The following is a 19,662-nucleotide window of genomic DNA, read 5'->3' on the forward strand; positions in this document are numbered from 1 at the left end:
ATGAAGCGGACCCATAGCCTTATTATATTTTTGTTATTGGCCTCTATTACCAGGGGACAGATCATTGTCCAGTTCATCCCTGAAATTAACGGAAGGAGCCTGGACGGCCTTTTCGGGTGCAGGACCCTTAATCCGTCCGCGGCCCAGGTGGCCGTACAACTGACTGTGACGGTAAAAGAACGGCAGGCAGGTACGGTTTGTATGATTAAAACCTCCCAGTTCAACATTGGACCCGGTACGGGTATTATCCCGGTCACTGCGGTGCGCGGCGCTTCCGTTCAATTTGGCAATAACCGTTTGGGACAGCTGCTGAGTATCAACCATCTTTTCCCTGAGGGGGACTATGATTACTGTTACAGTCTGCAGTACGTCCGCTCGGATAATTTGCCGGACGAACAGTGCTTTTCCTACCTGCTGACACCCTTTGCAGATTTAAGCCTGATAGATCCTTATAACCTGGCAAAGATCTGTGACAAAAGGCCTTTGCTTACCTGGCAGCCGCTTATCCCCGGGGTACTGGGATCTTTTTACCGGTTAGTCCTTACCGAGATCAAGCCCGGACAAAGTGCAACGGAAGCGATCAATTATAATTTGCCACTTATTAACCAACAATCAATCATGGCTCCTGTGTTGCCCTATCCACCTTCGGCACCAGAACTTAAGCTCGATACGAAATATGCCTGGCAGGTAAGTGCCTATAAAGAGCAAACTGTTCTCAACCGTTCGGAGATCTGGTCATTTACAGTCGAATGTAAAGACAGCGTTAAAAATGTCGTGCAAAAAAGCTTCCGGGAGATCGAGGACCTGTTACTGGGCAATTATTATATCGCGGAGGGAGAGATCAGGTTTGCCATTACTAATTCCTATAAGCCACAACAGCTGAGATACGAGATCGAGGCCCTGGACAGGCCCGACAAAAGGATAAAAGGGCTGCCCCTGTTAAAGCTGGTCACGGGTGCCAACAATATTGTACTGGACCTCGAAAATGGGAATTTTAAGGTCAACAAATATTATATCATGCGCCTTCGGATGCCTAATGGTTCGATCAAAGAACTGCGCTTTTTTTATACGGAGAAAAAATGAAGAAAATGCGATTGTTCGCCGGTCTGGCGCTATTGTTCGCTTCCTGCAGCAGGCCCGAAAGCGGCTTCCAGCAGCTGAAAGATAAAGCGCTCACCGTGCAGTTAATGCCAATGGACGCTGCCCAGTCTAAAGACAGCCTGGTCAGTTTCCGACTTCGCCTGATACCGGAAAAGTCGCTTTCCATTTCAAGCGAGCAAAAGCAGCAATTGCTGTTCCGGATGGACAGTTGTTTTTTCCTTTCGGGTAAAACGGGCAAGACTTTTCCTTTGTTTATTCAGCCGGTCCCTACAGGATCGGATAAGTCTTTTGACTATATCGTTGCATTCGATAGTGTGGGTGCAAATACTGATAGTCTGAAGATGGTATACGCCGACCGTTACCTGACTAATCAGACCTACTTTTTTAAAGACAACCTGCAAAGATCAAAATGATGTTAAACCTACTTAGAAAGCGGCTCAAGACCATCGCTTTATTTTTCCTGGTTGTTTTCAGCTGGAACATGTTGACCATAAGCGCTTGCATGGCGCTTACTTCCGGACCTGTTCAGCCGGAAGCAAGAGGGTTTCAACCAGCCGGTGTGACCGACATGGTTGACCTGCAAAACGGTTCGTTCAAATACAATATACCGCTATTGGATATCGACGGTTACCCGATCAATTTGAACTACCAATCCGGTACGGGAATGGATGATGAGGCGAGTTGGGTAGGTCTGGGTTGGAATCTAAACGTGGGGGCCATCAACCGCCAAATGCGGGGAATTGCAGACGATATGAACGGTGACCAGGTTTTCACGCAGCAATATACCAAACCTAAGGTGACCGTTGGCGGGCAACTTCGCGGGAAAATTGAATTCGCCGGGGCGCTTAAGGGCCCGCAGGGTTCGTTTACGGTTGGGGTTTTTAGTGACAATTATAATGGTATCGGCGCCGAGGTGGGCATTAATGCAGGAATTTCACTGGGGAGTGGAAATGATGGTATGCTGACCTCCGGACTTGGGTTAGGCGTACTTTCCAACACCTCCAGCGGCGTGGACATTACGCCATACGCTAACTTAGGCATCAGAAATAACTCAGACCGGAACATCACTACCAGCGCAGGTCTAAGTGCCAGCCTGGGATATAATTCCCGCTCGGGAATGAAAAGCCTGTCTTTAGGCGGAACATTTGGTATTTCCGCTCAGAAAGGTTATCTCGATATAGACCTTTCCAGTATTATCCCGGTTACCTGGAAACAGTCCGGAGGGGCGGCTAATTTCAGTATCGGGGGGTCTACGGTTTCTTATAATACAGAGCCCATCAGCCCAAAAGTGTCCTTCCCTTATAGAACGGATTACGGCTCATTTAGTGTAGATGTTGGGGGTTCTGCCGCTCTGCTTTTTCTTTCTCCGTTAACGGGCGGAACAGGTTACAAACGTGTTCAGGAAGTACAATCCCGAAATTTGACTAATCCTTCCTACGGCTTTCTTTACGCAGATCGGGGAAAGGATGATAAGAAAGCATTAATGGATTTTCTCAGGGAAAAAGACAATCCGATAATTCCGGAATTACCGAATTTGGCTATTCCCATTCCAACCCCCGACCTGTTTACCTTTACTAGCCAAACCGGGAGCGGACAATTTCGCTTATACCGCGGCGGGACGGGGATGTTCTTTGACAACGAGGTAAAGGATATCAGTACAGCCTCGACAGCGGGAGCAGATATCGGGTTTGGCTCTTACGCTCATGGGGGAGTTACTTATTTTAAACAGGAAGCATCCAATACGACCCGCAAATGGACAGCGAATAATGCTTATGCGGCTGTTGGTGATTTTCAGGATGTTTCTACGACGTCTGAAGCAGAAAATGCTTATTTTAAAATTGTCGGGGAAAAAACTGTGTCTGATGCCGATACAGATAATAAAATGCAGGGAACTATTCTAAGCAGTATTGGCATTGAACGTTCCGGACAGCAGATCAAAGCCAACGCAGCCTTCTCGGGTAGCGGAACCATCTCGGAGGATATCACCAGGGTTAAAAGATTGCCCCGTTCAACGGTGGTTTCTTACCTTACAGCTGAACAGGCCAAGTATGCCGGCCTCGATAAAATGATCTATAACTATCCTCAAAATCAATATGGCTCCTTTACTCCCGTGGCTGCCCCAGCAAATCTGCAGCCATCACCGATCGGGCGGACGGACGGTGACCGGAAAGCGGACCATTTCTCGGAGATCTCCGTGACTGATCCCCAGGGGAAAAGGATGGTTTACGGCTTGCCGGTATATAATAATGAGCAAAAGGAATATTCCTATGCTATTGGTTCTCAATACACGCCTATAAACGGCCAAGTCGCAGTCAATCCGGCTGACGAGGAAAGCAATTTGGGTAAGGGAAAAGGATTGGACAGCTACTATCATAAAGATGCTCACCCTCCCTATGCGACAAGTTTTTTATTAACCGGCGTACTTTCGCCAGACTACGTGGATAAAAGCGGAGATGGAATTACAAATGACGATCTGGGCACGGGGATCAAGTTCAATTACACCTTTAAATCCTATTATAATTGGCGGACGCCTTATCAAAATGCAACAATTAATCGTTGCCTGTTGGCGGATCCAACAGACGATAAAGCTAGCATTGTTGTAGGAAAAAAGGAGCTTTGGTACATCCAGTCCATTGTTTCTAAAACCAAGGTCGTCTATTTTATTACCGAGTCCCGCCAGGACGGATTGGGATCTCAGGGGTTAAATGGCGTCAAAGATACCAACAATCCGCAGTTATGCCTTCGCGAGATCCGGATGTATTCCAGATCCGATCTCACCCGGCCCGTAAAGGTGGTTAAACTGGATTATGATTATTCCCTATGTCCCAATTCGCCTAATTCTAACGCGACCGGCGGAGGTAAATTAACGTTAAAAAAGGTTTGGTTTCAGTATGGTAATACGACTAAAGGGGCGTCGTTCCCCTATAGTTTTACCTACAATACATCCTTAGGCAATTCGACTGATGTTGGTTATACCGTGGGAAATACCGACCGATGGGGTGTTTATAAAGAAGGGGGTAAAGACCCATACTTCAGTCAGTTTTCTGTCAACGAAGAATTCCCGTACACTACACAGGATAATTCTTTTGACCCTGCTATGGTCTATAATTCGGGCAACAATCCCGCTATCCTTTCCGGACAGGCAGCTTCGCTCTGGCACCTTTCGCACATCGACCTGCCGACTGGTGGAGCGATAGATGTGAATTACGAGGCGAATGATTATGCCTATGTCCAGGATAGAAAGGCGATGGCCATGACCAAAATCACTGGATTTATTAAAGCAAATAATACCGGGGCGTCCGGATTGCGCGAGGCTACGGGGATCAAAATACGGATCCCCGCGGTGCCGGTTCCGCCAACTGACGTGACGGGGTGGTTCAAAAAAACATTTCTAAACGGGTCAAATTTTATTTACACCAAATGCTCCGTGCAGGAATCAACCACCAATTTCCCCTCTGGGCAACTTTACGATTTTATTCCGACCTACTGTGCTGTTAAAAGTGTAACGGTTAACGGTAATGACGCATTTGTACAACTAGAGTCGCGGAGTGATGGCGGGGTTACCGCCAACCCCATTATCTTTTCGGCCTGGCAGCGCATGAAAAATGAATACCCGAAATACGCCTATCCGGGATATAGCAAAAGGGTAGGTGACGGGACAGCCTCGCAAGCCTTCACTACAGCGGTACAGCAGATTTTCACAGCGGTCGGTTTACTGAGCGAGTTCAAAGAAAATTTTTATGTAAAGGCGAATAAGCAGGGTAATTCCTATTGCAACAACGTCGAGCTTGGCAAGTGTTTCGCTCGAATCGTTAAAAGTGATGGGCATAAAGTAGGCGGTGGGGTACGGGTCAAACAGATCGCCATTAATGACAAATGGAACAATATGACTGGAAATACCGCGAAAAGCTACGGACAAGCCTATTCTTACCTGACCACGGACGACAAGCAAATCATCAGCAGCGGCGTGGCCACTTATGAGCCTGCCGTAGGTAATGATGAAAATCCTTTTAAGTTGCCGGTATTTTATACGCAAAAAACCAAAGGCGCGCTTGATAATGTGTTTAACCTGGAAGAACCTTTTTGTGAATCCCTTTTCCCGGCCCCTTCCGTGGGCTACAGTAAGGTTACCGTCACTGACCTGGTACCGGACGGCTCCGGAAATGCCGTGCCAGACCCACTTTTACAAACAGGTTCCGTGGTGAACGAATTTTACACTGCAAGGGATTTCCCGGTTAAGGTGACCATTACGGATATCAACCCACTCAGAAACAAGCCTAAAGCTAAATATAGCATCACTGAAACATCAAGCGTCGATGAACTTTATATCTCACAGGGTTACAAGATCGAGCTGAACGACATGCATGGTAAAGGAAAATCTGTGAAAACCTACGACCAGACCGGCGGATTGATCGCTTCGGTAATTTATAATTATAATGCTGAAAAAACCGGGGCCGGAAGTATGCAGCTCGTTAACAACGTGAATATTTTAAATCCCGACGGCAGCATTAGCGCTAACCAGATTATTGGCCGGGATATTGAATTTTTTACCGATTTCCGAGAGCAGGAATCGATCAATAACGGTGAAACGATCAACCTCGGCTTTGATTTGATCCCCGCATTTGGCTTTCCTATTCCTATTCCACATTATCCCGGGGGAAATAACACCGAATACAAACTCTTCCGCTCGGTTTCAGCGATCAAGATCGTCGAAAACTATGCCATTCAATCCGGAGAAACTAGGATGCAAAACGGCTCTACGATAACGACGCAAAACTTAGCGTACGACGGACTTACCGGTCAACCTGTAATCACTCAAACTCAAAACGAGTTCAAAAAGAATATTTATTCTGTAAATATACCCGCTTACTGGGCCTATCGGGGCATGGGGCCCTCTTATGCCAATGGAGGGACCTTACTTTCAGGAATGACTACAGCTGCGAACGGACAGTTATTAAACGATTTCTCCGGCCTCTTGAAAGGCGGCGACGAATTAATCAACCTGTCCGACGGCAAAAGATTCTGGGTGGTGGAACAATCCATCAATTCACAAACGCTTCTGCCCGAATATATGCCTGTGACAGGATACACGAACAATACGATACCGCCGGGTTACGCACCTAAAAAATTCGTGATTGATCTATACGGCCAGGTCTGGAAAGGTGCCAACCCGGCGCGGATAAAGATCATTCGTTCCGGTGCCCGGAACATGTTGGGCGACGGGCTTATGACCCTGGTCTGTCTTAAAAACCCGATAGTATCGGACGCTTCAGGCACCATCCTTCGCCTGGCCGTAGATAATACGGACCTGAGCGGCCTGATGGTGATCAATGCCTCTGCCAAAACCTATGACGAACATTGGTCAGCCGAAATCCCGGACATCAGGAAGCAGCCTGCCAGTTCGGCGTATAACTGGACAGTTGGATATGGAGGAAACAGCGGTACCAATCCGCAAACCTATTTTATCCCCCAATGGCCTACTTCGTCTAATCATAAACTTATCGCGCAGGATCAGTCCAATGATTATCGGATTACGAATGGCACTTATTACCCCAATGCGATGAGCCGGGTTAGCATCAGCGATCCGTCACAGGGAATGATTGCACCGGGTAATAACAATATTATGGGTGTTTGGGGAGAATTTGAGGTTCCCGCAAGTAAGATCTACTATGTCGGATTTACCTCCGGAATTCCGATGTCTTTTAAATTCGACTGCGCGAGTAACTGGGTCAGCAAAGAATCCCGGGCGCAGACGCCTGCCTTGGAGTGGAATATTATTCCGGTAACTCTTTCAGCCGGAAAACATAACATTCAGATCGAACTTTCATACGCCGGCGGCGTCGCCGCGAACGGAGGCGCAATTGAAATCTATGACAATACAGAAGCTCTAGTCAGGCAAACGGGTAATAATGGCAGCGGTATGAATGTGGTTTGGAGTACGGCAAGGTTGCGAAATAACAGTGAGAATTTGATGTATGTAACAGCAGGAGCGTCCACCATCTATAAATATCGGTATAACGATTACCCGGGAATGCCGAAAACACCCTGTCAGCTCCCGGTGTTGTCGGTTAACCCTTATTTATATGGTTTTCTGGGTTTATGGCGACCTTATAAATCCAAAGTTTTCCAGCAAAACCGCGTCTACAACGATGTCTTTAATCCGGGTAATAAGAGCTTAAACATAAAAACAGCAGGCTATCTGGCCAATTTTAAATCCGATTGGATACCGCCCGTCTCCGGGTCAACCTATTATTGGACGGAAAATACGTCCAACCCGAACTGGGTGACTGCCAACACGGTCACCATGTATGACCGGTATGGCCAGGAAGTAGAAAACAAAGATGCACTAGGCCGCTTTAGCGCAGCAGATTTTGACTTTAACGGGGAGTTACCGGCTGCGGTTGTTTCCAACGCGCAGAACCGTCAGCTTTATGTTAGCAGCATGGAAGACGCCCAGTTCACCCCGGGAGCTAATCCCGATGTAGAACCTGGTAATCCGGTAGAATTCACAGAAGCCGCCACTGGGAAGGTGCTAAAAACGTTTGCTACCAAAGCGGAAGCGCATAGCGGGAATTATAGCGCATTGTTACCCGCGGCAGGTTTACAGTTGCAAACCGTTATCCTTACTTCGGCGCAACAGCAGCGAACTAAAGCTTATCTGATTTTCGACGAAGCCAGCCAGTATAAAAAAGACATGGATGGTTCGGGTCTATATCCTAACGGTTTTGAACCGGAAGCAGGAAAAAAATACCTGTTCGACACCTGGGTCAAGGACACCGATCCTTATTCATCCAACATTAACCTTGTGATGAGTGCTAAAATAAACGGCTCGGAGGTGCCGGTACCCCTTGTTCTGAAGGCTGTAGTGGAAGGTTGGAAACTTGTGGAAGGAACGATTGATCTGAGCGGTGTGTCGGTCAATAAGACCCCGCTGGTGCTGACGATCAAGCCGGGTTCCGGCAATGCTTTGTATGTAGATGATCTGCGCATTCACCCGGTGGATTCGCAAATGAAAAGCTATGCTTACGACGATGCGACGATGCGCTTAATGGCAGAAATGGATGAAAACTGTTTTGCCACATTTTATGAATATGATAGCGAGGGGTTGCTTATCCGTGTCAAAAAAGAGACGGAACGGGGCATAATGACCCTGAAAGAAACCCGTTCGTCACAAAAAAGAACTCCAAACTAATGAAAAGAGTAACCAAAATAGGAGCGGGGCTGATATTAACGGCGATGATTACTGCAAGCGCCATGGTATGGGCTGTTGTCCGCAGGCAAATGCCTGCGGCGCGTGAAGTAGCAAAGATAGGTCCGGTTGCAGTACGGCAGTATGATAAAACCATCCTGGAAGAACTCAACAGATTTACGCGCCGGTTGTCGCTTGCTGGGAATTGCACCTTTTCGGGTGTACTAAGTATAACGAATAATGAAGATAGCGCAAAGCGCGTAGTTCCTATCACTTTTTTATGCAGCAAAAATGCGGAAAGATGCTATATACGCTATGGGGGAGACGAAACACTCAACGACGAAGGCCTGTGTATTTTCATTCAGCACGACCAGAAGAAAGTTGTGATTACGGCCCAAAAGCAGGTCGTTACTGCCGTTATGCCTGACCTGGGAACATTGACCTCTAATTTGTCCGGCGATAATTATGCGCTCACCCGCAGCAGGGATGGTGCAGATGAACTTATCACCCTAAAAAATGACAGGCACATCAGTTGTAAAGAATACAGGATCAGGGCTGATTCAGCCTCTCAAAACATAAAAGAGGTTTATGTGCGCCTCAGCAATGTGTCAGATCCGCTTAACAAAGCAAAAGATAAAGTGATCGATATGGTGTTCAGCAACTGGTCAGAGCAAGCAGACCCCGGAAAATATTTAAAGGTGGGCGATGTGCTGAAAAGAAGAGGGACTGCCATGAGTTTAAATGATGCTTACCGCAATTATGAATTAATCAGGTTATAATAGATCAATATGGGCAGGAATTGGTACTCCAAATGTTTGTGGCTGTTTATAGGAATTTGCGCTTTGAATCTCAAGGGCGTTGCTGCTGCATATGATCCGCCTACCACAGTGACTTTGACCGGCCCATTTACAGGGGGGCAAAGTTTTACCGTTGTGGATGATAAATTCAACGACGCTGCTGCCTGGGCCGCAATTTCCGGTCAGACATCAGCTAATGCCATCAGTCTTCAGGTAGTCGATGCTGCCCCGATCACTATCAATTTTACTTATAGCGTCACAGTCAAGGTGGATTATTACAGCACGCCCGGTCAGACCACGCCGTTGGTGAAAGACAATCAGACCTTAACGGTTAATTATAACAAAGATCAGGGGACTACGTACTCCGCCGCCTCGACCTTGAATTTCCAGGGGGCTTATAAAATGGTGATTACTATTTTGTCCGCAACCTCTTCCGGTTCAACTCCACCGACAGCAGGCATGGTGCAATTGGTGGGTTCTATTACACCGGACAGGAAATACAACTTCGATCCGGCGGCAGCACTAACTATTACCAATACCAAGTTGATCGGCGCGGCAAGCACCGGGCAGCAGCAGTTGATACTCTCCTGGACTCCGCCAGCCACGGCGGGGAACGGTGCAGAAGAATACGATCTGGAATGGGCTACGCTCGCATCGGGTGACGCCAATCAGGATGTGCTGGACCACGTGACCGGTGCTTACGACGCTTATTGGGCGGGAAGGATGGGTGAGTTGTTTCGAAATAATGCAACGCGTATCACCACGAGCGGCCAAAGCTATACCCTCAATGTGGTCAGTAATGATGATTATCTGGTAGCCCGGCTACGTCAGGTGCAGTACAATGCCGGAGGAATCAGAGTATCCGGGAACTGGCAGTATGCTTCCGGTAACGCATTTTTGGGCTGGCGCATCTACGCACCGGGCTCTTCGGGTGCCTCCGGCAATTTTACCTGGCACCAGGCTGATTTTAACTGGCAGTATGCCGCCGCTTTTGCCGAACAGGGGAAAAAGAAAGAAGTGATCAGTTATTTCGACGGAACACTGCGGGGCAGGCAAACCGTCACGATCAATAATACCGATAACGTTCCGGTCGCTCAGGAAAATATATATGATGTATTTGGTCGCCAGGTGGCCAGTATCCTTCCCGCGCCGGTAAAAAATGCGGGTACCAGTGTGCCATTTCTACATTATTTCCAGAATCTGAATCTAAACGCCGCAGGTAACAGCTATTCTTATACCGATGTGTTAGGTTCCGGAACAACGGCTTGTGAAGTGAGTCCGGCTATTCTCAGTAATTCAAGCGGCAGCTCAAAATATTACTCCTCATCGAACGACTTTATCAATGATTCGGCTTTTCCTGCCAAAAAGAATATGAACAGGTATATTCCGGATGCGCAGCAATATCCATTATCTGTAACGCAGTACACGCCCGACAACACCGGTAGGGTCCGCCTGCAAGGTGGGGTAGGAGCCACTTTTCAGCCTGCCCCGGGCACCACGCCCAGTAAGACCACCCGTTATTTTTACGCCAAACCGGAACAATGGGAGCTTGATCAGTTATTCGGCAACGATGTAGGGTATGCCGAACATTACCTGAAAAACATGGTGGCTGATGCCAATAACCAGGTAAGCATCAGTTATGTGAACGGGAGCGGGAAAACGATCGCTACGGCCTTGACCGGTGGGACACCTTCCGGCATGGATGCTCTGGCCTCACAAACGAACGTGGTTAGCCAAACCGTACATGTACTTAAAGCAGAACAGTTCAGCTATGATAACAGCAACCTGACCCTGTCGGCCAACACGACTTATCTAGCCTCGGCGCCCGAGCAGATCACATTTGCCTACGATATGCCACAGTTGATTTATCGTTTTATGCAGGGCAGCACCAGTATATGTAGTAATTGCTATTACGACCTTCATATTAAAGTTGCCGGTTCCTGCGGGGTACTTAAAGATGTGACGGTGCCGATCGGCGCCAAGGTAGCTAACGCTACCTGCACGGGAGCCGGGGACTACACGAATTCTTTTACCGTTGACTTGCCCTCGGTGGGTGAGTACAATGTTACTTTTGAATATGCGCTTTCCAAGTCCACGATAGAAGAGTACGTCGACCGGTTCATCAGTGAGGGGCAGTCAAAAGGAGTAGTATCAAAGGAATGGTTTTTCTTAAAACCGGCTTTAACCAGTCTGGACCTTTCCGGTCCGCTTAACGATTGTAAAACGTGCCTGCAAAAATTGGGTGCCCAAGCTGATTTTACCGCCATGGTTACCGGAAAATTGACTGCATCTGGCGTGGACTTTACGCAATTTTCAACAGCCGAGATTGGGGATTACAATGCTTGGGTCGCAGACAAATACAATATGCTCAAAACGAACTGTCAGAATATTGTTGCACAATGTAGCTTTGCAGATTGTAATGATGAAACGAATGCTATGTTGGCGGATGTTTCGCCAGGCGGGCAGTACGCTATGTTCGACGGATCAAATCAGGCGCTGGAACCACAGATCAATGTACTGTCTAATAACTGGCGGGCTGCCTTCCCGGTACTATCACCTACTCACCCACTTTACAAGGCTCACCGTTTCACCCTGCCGGATGGTACGGTTTCTTCATTGCACAGCAGTAGCACCGTTACCGCCGATGTTGTGAAATACTGGAAGCCGGAATGGGCTCAGTATTTGCTATCTTTTCACCCCGAGTATTGCAAACTCCAGTTTTGCATTTCTAATCATCCGAATGCTGAATGGGACGAGCGCGTAAAACAGTTAGCGTTAAGGTCTACAGATATTTCTTCTATCACCGGTACGACAGGCGGCTTTAGCGACAGCAACGGAGCTTGGTTGATGGATGGTGACCCTTTCTTTAAAGCCGGAGGCCTGGGATATAGGTATGCTGCTCAGATGAAAGCCGACCTCGATAATTATAGCAAAGCGGTTTTGCCAGATGTTAATCCGGGCCTGCCGGTAAAAAACTTATCCCAGTTCGTTATCTATTCCTTGTACTGCGCCCCCGGTTGTGATAATAACTCACCAAGTAATTGCTGGACGAATTGTATCCCGGCCTGCCGTGTCAATGACCGGGAGTGGGATTTATACAAAACACTTTACTTCCAGTTGAAAGACAAATATTACAAGCTCAGGCGCAACGGAGCGGACTATTGCGGTGAAACCTGCCCTGTTGGCCAGCCGGTAGCCTACACCACTAGTAGCTGCGCAACCAAAAATGATTTTTCGATCAGTTACACCAGTGAAGCGGACCTGGTTCCCAATTCATGTTTAAACGGATCCACCCCGGTAACTATAACATTCAATGGCAGCGGCGTGAAGGCTGCAACCTATGTTTTTTTATATTATAGTTCTGGTGTTGCTACTGCAAATTTGCCGTCGTCATTAATTTTTAATACGGGAGAGCGGAAGAAATCTATGTGCCTTCCTGCCGGAATACCTTTGTCGGCTATTCAGATCAGCGCAGTGAATTGCAGCAATACGCCACCAGCTACCAGCAACCCGTCGACTGGACCAACCAGTCCTCCGGGGGGTGAAGGCACGCAGAATTCCGATTTGATCGCCAGCTGGCAGCTCAACGGCGACGGGCAGGACGCTTCTATATATAACAATCAGGCTACCATGTACAATGTAACACCTGTTAGCGATAGGTTCGGGCACGCCTTAGGGGCGCTACAGTTCGATGGTACTTCCTCTTACTTAAGTGTTGCGGATAATCAAGATTTGCGCTTAGCTACTGACTTTACTTTAAATGCCTGGGTTAAAGTAGATGCTTATAGTCTCTCGAACGTTTCTACAATTTTAAGCAAACGGAAAGAAAGTAATATACAAGGCTGGTTATGGGGGATCAACGGAATGAGTGCCACAACTCCCAAGGTTGTCAGCTTTGGACCGGGCGGTACGGGTGTTAATGCAACAGGGAACACCGTAGTACCGCTTTCGTCGGTAGGGACTAAGCAGTGGCATATGATTACAGCCGTATATACTAAAAACACCAGTAATTTGGCCATATATGTTGACGGCGTTTTAGATAAAAACACCAACATCGCGACACCCGACGGGACGCTGGTTACCCCTTTGCTGATTGGCCGGGATGCGGGAAATCCTCAAAACGGCTATTATTTTAAAGGGGCAATGGATGATATCCGCATGTACAAGATCATCTTATCTGCTAGTGCGATCCAGGATTTATACCTGGCACCGGATAACTACACGGTAAAAGGTACCGATTTTTTTATCAGCGACATAGCCGAAAATACTCAGAATCCTACAAATTCGGCACAAACGGGCACTTTGTTAACCATTAAGGTTAAACCGAACATTATGATGGCAACCCGGCCAACAATGCACGCTATGCTCACTTACAGTTACCCCAGTGTTGGGAATGCAGGAAATGAAACGGCTTTTCTTCCAGTCGATATCAGCAGTAGTACGAATACCGGCAATGCTTTTATCGCTTCTCCGCCGCAGAACATATTTGGGTTATACATCACCGGCAATGTGCCGGCGGCAACCGGTCAGTCAACAGACAATGGATGCGGTCAGGCTTACATCAACAAGACTTCCCGTTTTGATGCTATTTCTACAATGAATGATTTTCCGGCCAATCGGGCTGCTGCAAATGCGGTCAATGATCTCGCGCTCCAGGATCAGGTGAAAAGTAACTGTGAAGGTAATGCTGACCGTTGGATGGCCGCCCTGGCTGATGGTTTGCAATCTTCAACCGCCTACGTCGGAAAGGAGGGCCCTTTACGAACTGCGCTGATCAACTTCTGCGCCAACAATGGTGATGCTTCGCACCCTTTTGGCGCTTCGACTACGACAAAGACAGGCAGCGCTAACCCGGATGCGCCGTACAGGAGTTTTAGTGACATCATCAAGGCACAGTTGACGCTGACAAACTTTACCAGCGCGCTGAATCCCTGGCTGCTTGATGGCCCATATCCTTTCGATGTGACCATGCAGTTGGCTAATACTACCATTTCACAGAGCAACACGGCTATTTGCAGCCTGTTGAATAATTTGAACACAGCGTACCAGGCTTCTCCCTTGAGTAACACGCAAAGTTTCTATCAGTACCTGGTCACCACTTACGGCGCTGCGATGACCCTCAGCCCGGCCGGTTTAACTGATCTGCAAAATTCCTGTTCCAGCTGTAATTTTGTTTTACAGAACGATCTGGATCTACCGGTGTTCCTGGTTCCCGCTGCGAAAGGCTGCATCACCACTGCAGAATATACCGCAGAAAAAAATAATCTTACAACAGTACAGGTACCGGGTTTGAGCAGCAGCGACCCTAACTATTCTATCATTCTGACCAACTTTTTGAACCAGAAATTCGGCTTTTCCCTTGCTTTCTCGGATTATACTACTTTTGAAAGCAGCGGCCTGCCTTTGCTTTGCAATCAGCCAGCCTACCGCTCGGTAACGGTAAGTGCATACGCGGAAATGGAAAGCCTGCTTGCTCAGGCCAACTATAACAGTAAAAGAACCTACGAGACGTACCTTACCGATCAGCGGAATACTTTCCGGCTCAATTATATCAATACCTGTTCAACGGCACGCGGCTACACAGATATGACCATTAATCGCCGTAATTACCATTTTACCCTATATTATTATGACCAAGCCGATAACCTCGTCAGGACTGTTCCGCCGGAGGGCGTTGACCTGGTTGACGCGAGCCGTTTCGATCTGATTGATCAGGCCAGGGTAACTGCGGCAACCACCAGTACTACCGGGCCGTATGCCGGACCAGCCGCAAATGCCGATAAGACCACTGCATTTACCGATCTGTCGACCGTGCTTTCAGCACCCACGGGTGCAGTTGAAATGTGGCTGTACAATTCCAAACCCGGCAGTTATCATATCGTGGAAGTAACGCCAGATGATAAGTATCTGTTCCAGGTCTCTATAATTGGTCAGTGGCTGACGGTAGACGTATACCCAACTACAAAGCCATCAGCGACGACATTCAAGCTTATGCCGGCAACAGGTCATTATACCGCCAATATTTATGGTGCACTGCCGCTCGGCCTGTATGTCCATCTGGTTTTTCAGGGTAATAATCTTGGCGCGGGGACCAATACCCCGCAACTTTACCTGAACGGCACACAGGTTTTCCTTAACAGCCAGGCGGTACGTGAAGCCAATCAGCAGGCGGGTTTTACAATCAAGGCAACTTCTACCAGCGTTACCCTGCCGGACGACCTGGCTAATTTAAAACATATGCGCCTGTACACGCACCTACTATCCCAAGCCGTGATCAGTGCAAATGCAACAGACCTTTATTTTAACACGACGGATAATACCAGTACCTCCTGGAGCCGGTTTAATACGCCGGCCACCGGTGCTCCAACGACGATCAGTCCGACCACTACTGTGGAGGCTTCCAATGGAGAGTACTTTCCGGGCCACAGATTAGCGACCACCTATGTTTATAATGCAACTAACCAGGTTTCCCAGCAATTCTCTCCTGATGGCGGCACAAACCGTTTCTGGTACGATATGCTCAGCAGACTTGTGATCTCTCAAAATGATAAACAAACCGGCGGAGCTAACTTTAGCTATACAGCATATGACAACTTAGGACGAATCAGCGAAGTTGGCCAAAAGAACCAGACAACTGTAACCTTGCCCTCTCCAGGTTATTTGGATGATACGGCCATAAATAATTTTAATGGCGCGGGTACGAACAGTCAGATCACCCGTACCTGGTATGACGCATTGCCGGCGGTGGCAAACGGCTTGCAAAATTTTACGCAGACTAACCTCCGCAAAAGGGTCGCCGCAACAGCGTATGCAGATGCACAGGCAGGCCCCTGCCTGAATGCTACTTATTATAGTTATGATATCGACGGTAATGTCAATACCCTTTGGCAACAGGTTAACGGATTGGGAACGAAGAAGGTAAATTATGAATATGACCTGATCAGCGGGAAAGTAAATTTCGTCGCTTACCAACCGGGTCAGAATGACCAGTTCTATTATAAATATGATTACGACGCAGAAAACCGGTTAACGGCAGCGTGGACAGGTACCGGCGCAATGCTGCGCCCGGTGGCGGGTAGTTTACTGCTGGATGGAAACAAACGCCTGGAAGCAGAATATTTTTATTATTTGCATGGCCCATTGGCCAGAGTTGAACTGGGGCCACAAAACGGCAAGGTGCAGGGTATCGACTATGCCTATACGCTGCAAGGCTGGCTGAAAGGGGTTAACAACCAAAGCACGGCGCAAACAACGGACATTGGGCAGGACAGGATCAGTACGGGGAATGCTACAATACCGAAAGACGCCTATGCTTACTCACTGGGGTATTACAACGGTGACTATCAGCCGGCAGGCACGACCGCCGCACTCGGCTTTAACATGAGCTACAGCGCGCAGTCCGGCGATGTCAGCGGGCAGAACCTTTATAATGGAAACATCAGTAACAGCACGCTTTCGATCAGCCAGTTCAACAGCGGCGCGCCGATAGGGTATAGTTACCGCTATGACCAGTTGAACCGCCTGAAGAAAATGCGCCAGCATACCGGAATCAGCGGTGCCTGGAACGGCACAAGCGCGACCAATGATTACAAGGAAGATATCACGTATGATGGTAACGGCAATATCCTTACTTATTTAAGAAACGGCGCGGCTGCAAGCAGCAGCCAGAGCATGGATAATTTGAGCTATAATTATGCCCGTGATGCGAATGGTAAACTGACCAGTAACAAGTTGCAGTATATCGCCGACGCTGTTGCGACCAGCAATTATGCAAATGATCTGCGGAACCAAACAAACACGACCAATTACCGTTACGACGCGATAGGTAATATGACCTATGATGCGCAAAGCAATATAACCGGCCCGTCGAATGACCTGAATAACGGTATCAACTGGAGCGTATACGGAAAGATCCAAACCATTAATAATTCCGTCACAGGGAACATAATCTATCAATACGATGCCGCGGGGAACCGTGTCAGTAAAACAGCAGGCGGGCTGACCACTTACTATGTGAGAGATGCGCAAGGGAATACCCTTGCGGTATACGATAATGGAGGAAGCAACATTAACTGGAAAGAGCAAATACTTTATGGCTCGTCCCGCCTGGGCACCTGGACGCCGAATATGGTCTACAACGCCGCGATACCGAACTCAGACGGCGCCATATCCAGTTTTATCGCAGGTAAACGCTTCTATGAACTGAACAACCATTTAGGCAATGTGCTGGCTACTGTTACTGACAGACGTACTTGGAGTGGCACAAGCCTTACCCCGGACGTTGCCTCTGCCCAGGATTATTATCCATTTGGTATGCTGCAGCCTAACCGCCAGTTTACGCAAAGCGGTACGGGATATACCTACGGGTTTAACGGGAAGGAGAATGATAATGAGGTGAAGGGCGTAGGAAATCAAGTAGATTTCGGTGCCCGCGCCTATGACCCGAGGATTGGCAGATGGTTTAGCCCGGATAAAGTAGGGAAACCATCATATTCATCCTATCAGTTTTCTAAAGATTCGCCAACAAATTATGTTGACCCTGATGGTAATGACGAGATACATTTTTATTATTATACTCAACAGAACTTAGATAAAAATGGTAAAGCATATACAAGTATTTCTGTATGGTCTCAAATAATTGAAAATGGTCAATTAGCACATACTTTTTTTGTGCACCCGGAGTTAGGTAAAGCTGTTCAAATTCATCCTTTTGAAGCAGGTTCAAATATAGCCAACCAACATTCGTTTAGTGCCTCCCGCAATGATCTTGCTATGGCCAGTGTAACCAAATATTTGTATGGTATGGCACAAGTTCATACAGATGATTATGAATATTTAGGTAAATTATTATTAGCCGACCCATCGGTAACACGGCATTATGCCAATAATGCAGCTTGGTCAAGAGCTTTTTCTGGAGCGGAATTGCAGGTAAGTTCGGCAAACTTCGGACGGAAAGTATTAAATACAAGTGAAACAGTTTATGGTATCATTGATGGCTACAATCTTGTAAAAGGTGGAGTGTCAAGTGTCATAAAAGCATTTGATGCTTATAAAGGTTTAACTACATCAGAACTTGTAGCTAAAGCTGCGGTAAAAGCTGAAATATCGGTTGGGGGAACCGGAAGGTTCGCTGGTACTGCAAAGCACACATATGCAAATACTCTTCTAAGCCGTTATCAAAGTATTCACGGTAGCAGGGGCTTAGAGTTCAATTCTTATTTCAATAACGGCGTTGGAAATAGGGGGTTTTTAGATATTATTAATAACAACACTAAAACGATTTTTGACTTTAAGTTTGGAGATGCTACAATGGGTTCATCTCAATATTCAAAATATTCAAGAAATTTCCCTGGTTATACAATTGAAATAGTGAAACCTAAATAATAAAATGACAAATAATGTTAAAATAGACAAGAAAGCAATTAATAAGGATTGGAAAATAGCCTTTCCTGAACTGGAAGCGTTTGGTCAATTCAAATTTTATGAAATAGTGGGAGCTATCATTATAGGGTTTGAGCTAATAAAATTACCCGGAATCGATGCTTATAGACCCCATTTTGTTTGCTATCCGTTATGGAAAAAAAATATAAAGGAGTGTTTAGATGTGCCGGCTATATTGATAGAAATCAAAAAAAGCAATGGGGGACAATTTTCTATTTCCTTCGGAGACCATAGTAATCAGTTTTTAGAAGTTATGAAATCTATAAGGAAACAGATTGATATAAATATGAATGGAGAGGTTCTATTAAGTGATTTATTTATTCTTATTGATAATTACTCCCAAAGACCACCACAAGGAGCCGCGCCCAATTCATATCTGCAAGCAAGGTTATCTGAGTTTAAATTATATTGTGCTTTATATACTGACAACGCTAACCAAATTCAATGTGTATTAGATGAAATTCAACAAAAGAATTGGGATGTGGAACACTTTCTATTATGGAATGTGGATTTAAAAAAATGGTTAAATAGTTTACACAAAACAATACTTAATAAAAATGTTTTCCTAAATCAAATAGAAGTAAATTTAAAAGACGAAAAAATAAATAGCCTAAAGAAAAATAAGCTTTTGGGATAGTATTTTGAATTACCCAACCAGTAACCGGCAATTACCAATACACCTATCCATCATAAAAGCGAACAAAAGGTCACGATAAAACTGTTCCACAAAGTTATAGTGTCGCCACATTCTTTTGGAAGAAGTCCTTAAACTTCTTGTTGGTGAGCATTTTGTCAATCAGTTTGAAAATAGTTTGCTTATCATCCTCGTCAAGCTGTTGAATGAGGCGCATTTGTTCAACGGCGGTTTTGTCCTCTAAGATCACTTCTGCAGGCACTTTGCCGTCATAATTAATGACCTGGTCGGTGGTGAGGTTAAAGAGCTGCGCCATCTTTTGCAGTTCGTCTACGGTTAAAGCACGTAAACCCTTTTCGATCTTGCTGTAAGCAGATTTGTCAACGCCGATGTGCGTTGCTACCTCGATCTGCTTGAGGTTCTTTTCTTCCCGTATGTCTTTTATGTTATCTGCCAGGCTCATATTGTTCAAAAGTAGTGTTAAATAACACTATTGTCAA

The 19,662-nt window shown here is 46.7% G+C and carries 7 protein-coding genes; 6 read left to right on the forward strand and 1 reads right to left on the reverse strand.

The genetic code is table 11. The features are described 5' to 3' along the window. From IDJ76_RS20145 to IDJ76_RS20170, 6 genes are all read left to right on the forward strand, one after another. Complete coding sequence (locus tag IDJ76_RS20145) at positions 1–1,083, forward strand: DUF928 domain-containing protein (RefSeq protein WP_224746427.1); 1,083 nt, start codon at positions 1–3, stop codon at positions 1,081–1,083. Positions 1,084–1,088: 5 nt separating this feature from the next. Next, complete coding sequence (locus IDJ76_RS20150; protein ID WP_191166056.1) at positions 1,089–1,514, forward strand: hypothetical protein; 426 nt, start codon at positions 1,089–1,091, stop codon at positions 1,512–1,514. Further along, positions 1,511–8,293, forward strand: coding sequence for a hypothetical protein (locus tag IDJ76_RS20155; RefSeq protein WP_191166058.1), 6,783 nt, complete (start codon positions 1,511–1,513; stop codon positions 8,291–8,293). The genes IDJ76_RS20150 and IDJ76_RS20155 overlap by 4 nt, the downstream gene beginning before the upstream one ends. Further along, the gene (locus IDJ76_RS20160) at positions 8,293–9,069 is read left to right on the forward strand and encodes a hypothetical protein (protein ID WP_191166060.1); all 777 of its coding nucleotides are present in this window, start codon (positions 8,293–8,295) and stop codon (positions 9,067–9,069) included. The genes IDJ76_RS20155 and IDJ76_RS20160 overlap by 1 nt, the downstream gene beginning before the upstream one ends. A gap of 63 nt (positions 9,070–9,132) precedes the next feature. Continuing rightward, positions 9,133–18,471, forward strand: a complete 9,339-nt coding sequence (locus IDJ76_RS20165) for an RHS repeat-associated core domain-containing protein (RefSeq protein ID WP_191166062.1) — start codon at positions 9,133–9,135, stop codon at positions 18,469–18,471. A 4-nt stretch (positions 18,472–18,475) separates the two neighbouring features. After that, the gene (locus IDJ76_RS20170) at positions 18,476–19,165 is read left to right on the forward strand and encodes a hypothetical protein (protein WP_191166064.1); all 690 of its coding nucleotides are present in this window, start codon (positions 18,476–18,478) and stop codon (positions 19,163–19,165) included. A gap of 94 nt (positions 19,166–19,259) precedes the next feature. On the opposite strand, the gene IDJ76_RS20175 is transcribed toward IDJ76_RS20170, so the two are convergent. Continuing rightward, the gene (locus IDJ76_RS20175) at positions 19,260–19,625 is read right to left on the reverse strand and encodes a helix-turn-helix domain-containing protein (RefSeq protein WP_191166066.1); all 366 of its coding nucleotides are present in this window, start codon (positions 19,623–19,625) and stop codon (positions 19,260–19,262) included. Positions 19,626–19,662 lie beyond the last annotated feature (37 nt).

It is taken from the genome of Mucilaginibacter glaciei, assembly GCF_014773245.1.
Classification (GTDB): Bacteria; Bacteroidota; Bacteroidia; order Sphingobacteriales; family Sphingobacteriaceae; genus Mucilaginibacter; species Mucilaginibacter glaciei.